Raw genomic sequence first — 3,695 nt, 5'->3', positions numbered from 1 at the left:
AGTCATCGTCGTCCGGATCCGCCGGGCGTACCACCCGGACCTGCTCGATCCGGTGCCGCTCCACCTCCACCACTGTGAACTCCCACCCGTCCGCCTCGACCGTCTCACCGGCGAGCGGGATGTGCCCGAGCTGGGCCATCAGGTACCCGGCCAACGTCTCGTACGGCCCCTCAGGCAGCCGGAAGCCGGTCTGCTCGGCCAACTCGTCGGAGCGGAGCACCCCGTCGACCAGCACGGTGCGCTCCCCGCCCGGCACTGTCAGCTCGGCCGACCCGTCGTCGTCCACACTCGCCGGGTCGAACTCGTCGGCGATCTCCCCGACCAACTCCTCGACGAGATCCTCGACGGTCACCACACCGTCCGTGCCGCCGTACTCGTCGACCACGATGGCCAGGTCGGCCCCGGCCGCCTTGAGCGCGGCCAGCACACCGTCCAGGTTGAGGCTCTCCGGCACGTACACCGGCTCGCGGGCCACCGAGCCGACAGTCGTCGACGCCCGGTCGGCCAGCGGCACACCCAGGGCGTCGGGCACGGCGGCCACGCCGGTCACCAGGTCCAGGGTCTCCTCGTACACGGGGAACCGCGTCCGCCCGGTCCGCCGCGACTCCTCCAGCAGCTCGGCCACGGTGGCTGTGACGCGCAGCGCTACCACGTCCACCCGGGGAGTCATCGCCTCGGCGGCCCGTTTGTCACCGAAGCGGATGGTGCGACGCAGCAGCATCGCGGTGTCGGTGGGCAGCGCCCCGGCCCGCGCCGAGATGCCCGCCAGCAGGCCCAGCTCCTCCGGCGAGCGGGCGCTGGCCAACTCCTCCTGCGGCTCCACACCGAGTGCCCGGACAAGGCCGTTCGCCGAGCCGTTCAACCCTCGGATCAACCAGCCGAACGTCCGGGAGAACGCGTGCATCGGGCCGGCCGTGGCCAACGCCGCCGGCATGGGCCGGGCGAGCGCCGCGTTCTTCGGCACCAACTCGCCGAAGAGCATGGAGATCAGCGTGGCCAGGGCCAACGCGAGGAACGGGGTGAGCCGCCCGGCGTTGTCGCCGGCGATCGGGCGCAGCAACGGGGCGAAGAGGCGAGCCAGAGCCGGCTCGGCCAGGTAGCCGGTGAGCAGCGCGGTGATGGTGATGCCGAGCTGCGCCCCGGAAAGCTGGAAGGAGAGTTCGCGCAGCGCCGCGCGTACCGTCCGGGCGGCCTCGTCGCCCGCGACGGCCCGCCTGTCGATCTCCGCCCGGTCGACGGTGACCAGGGCGAACTCGGCCGCGACGAAGAACGCGTTGCCCGCGGTCAGCGCTACGAAACCGACCAGGGGCAACAACGTCGTCAAGAGTAGGCCGTCGATGTCGCGTCACCTCGGCGAGATTCTTGCACGACGGCGGCGGCCCGCAGGGGCCACCGCCGTCGATGTTTCAGAACCCGGAGGTACGCGTCTCAGCCGCCGATCGGCGCGGTCTCCTTGCCGCCCTGCGGCTGCTCGGGCTTGACCGAACGGAGCAGCACGCTCGCCACGTCGATCACCTCGACCTGCTCGCCGGCGCCCTTGCCGTTGACCCCGTCGTTCAGCATGGTCGAGCAGAACGGGCAGCCGACGGCGACCGTCTTCGCCCCGGTGGCCATGGCCTCCTCGACCCGGTCCACGTTGATCCGCTTGCCGATCTTCTCTTCCATCCACATCCGGGCGCCGCCGGCACCGCAGCAGAAGGACCGCTCGCTGTTGCGCGGCATCTCGGTCAGGTCACCAGCGATAGCGTCGCCGAGGACCTCGCGGGGGGCCGCGAAGATCCGGTTGTGCCGACCCAGGTAGCAGGGGTCGTGGTAGGTGACCCCGCCGTCGACCGGCTGCACCGGCGTGAGCTTGCCGGTGGCGACCAGGTGGGCCAGCAGCTGGGTGTGGTGGACCACCTCGAACTCGCCACCGAGCTGCCCGTACTCGTTGCCCAGGGTGTTGAAGCAGTGCGGGCAGGTCGCGACGATCTTGCGCTTGGTCTTGTCCCGGCCCTCGAACGCCTCGTTCAGCGTCTCCACGTTCTGCTGGGCCAGCATCTGGAAGACGAACTCGTTGCCGATCCGTCGTGCCGGGTCACCGGAGCAGGTCTCGCCCTCGCCCAGGATCGCGAACTTCACGCCCGCCTCGTTGAGCAGCGTGGCCACCGCGCGCGTGGTCTTCTTGGCCCGGTCCTCGAACGCGCCGGCGCAGCCGACCCAGAACAGGTACTCGAAGTCGTCCACCTCGCCGACCCGGGGCACCTCGAAGTCCAGGCCCTTGGTCCAGTCCTCGCGGGTGTTCTGCGGCGCACCCCACGGGTTGCCCTTGTTCTCCAGGTTGCGCAGCATCACGCCGGCCTCGGAGGGGAAGCTCGACTCGATCAGCACCTGGTAGCGGCGCATGTCGACGATGTGGTCGACGTGCTCGATGTCCACCGGGCACTGCTCGACGCAGGCACCGCAGGTGGTGCAGGACCAGAGCACGTCCGGGTCGATGACCCCGCCCTCCTCGGCGGTGCCGATCAGCGGCTTGTCGGCCTCGGCGAGGGCCAGCACGTCCAGGTGCGCGAGCTGGGCCTGGGTGGCCTTCTCCTCGCCGGTCAGGTCCTTGCCGCCGCCGGCCAGCAGGTAGGGCGCCTTGGCGTACGCGTGGTCGCGGAGGCTCAGCACCAGCAGCTTCGGCGACAGGGGCTTGCCGGTGTTCCAGGCCGGGCACTGCGACTGGCAGCGGCCGCACTCGGTGCAGGTGCTGAAGTCGAGCAGGCCCTTCCAGCTGAACTGCTCGACGTGGGCGACGCCGAACTGGTCCTTCTCCGGGTCCGCCTCCTCGAAGTCGAGCGGCTTGCCCTGGCTCGTCATCGGGCGCAGCGCGCCGAGACCGGAGCCGGCCGGCTTGGCCGGCTCCCGCTTGAAGAAGATGTTGGGGAACGCCAGGAAGCGATGCCAGGCCACACCCATGGTGACGTTCAGCGAGATGACGATCAGCCAGGTCATCGAGATGGCGATCTTGATGAGCGCGGCGACGCTCGCCCCGTCCGACCAGTCGGGCAGCACCGCGCCGACCGCGTGGCTGACCGGGGTGGCCCAGAGCGGGTACTCGAAGTGGTCGGTGGCGACCTTGAAGCCGCGGATCAGCAGGCCGAAGATCAGGACCAGCAGCACGATCCACTCGACGAAGTAGCCCTGCCACATCGTCGATCCGGTGAACCGGGACCGCCCGCCCGGCCGGGTCGGCCGGTTGCGCAACCGGATCACCATCAGCACCAGGATGCCGATCAGGCCCAGCACGGTGATGATCTCGGTGGCCAGGCCGAAGATCGTCCAGGGCCCGATGATCGGCAGCCCGCCGGTCGGGGTGACCACCTCGAAGTACGCCTCGAGCACCAGCAGCGACAGCACGATGAAGCCGACCATCACGAACCAGTGCGCCGCACCGACCACGCCCCACTTGAGCATTCGGGTGTGGCCGGCGGTCTCCACCAGCATGGTCCTGGTACGGGCGCCCTTGTCGGAGAACCGCTCCGGAGCGGGTTGCCCCAGCCGGATGACGGCCGTCATCTTCATGACCGCGCGTACCGCAAGCCACACCGCCACGGCGGTGATGGCGGCCGCGAGGATCGTGGTGACGATCTGGACGCTGCCCATCGAGTTGGCCTCCCCGGTCTGCTGCCTGATGACCTCGCTCTGCTCGGTCATGCACTGCAGCCTACGCG

Annotated in this window: 2 protein-coding genes; both read right to left on the bottom strand. The window is 70.0% G+C overall.

Annotated elements, in window-relative coordinates; all coding sequences use genetic code 11:
- Window positions 1–1,312: hemolysin family protein (locus KBX53_RS25880; protein ID WP_210862131.1), on the bottom strand; the 1,312-nt coding region annotated here is incomplete at its 3' end.
- A gap of 116 nt (window positions 1,313–1,428) precedes the next feature.
- A complete protein-coding gene (locus KBX53_RS25875; RefSeq protein WP_210862128.1) occupies window positions 1,429–3,627 on the bottom strand; it encodes a (Fe-S)-binding protein in 2,199 nt (732 codons plus the stop codon).
- Window positions 3,628–3,695: the final 68 nt, after the last annotated feature.

The organism is Micromonospora sp. M51 (assembly GCF_018070305.1).
GTDB classification, from domain to species: domain Bacteria; phylum Actinomycetota; class Actinomycetes; order Mycobacteriales; family Micromonosporaceae; genus Micromonospora; species Micromonospora parva.
This window is presented reverse-complemented; position numbering and strand designations above follow the sequence as displayed.

Bases quoted from the DNA above. Each gene is read 5' to 3' on its own strand.
- KBX53_RS25875 (WP_210862128.1), bottom strand. From the start codon at position 3,627: ATGGGCAGCGTCCAGATCGTCACCACGATCCTCGCGGCCGCCATCACC.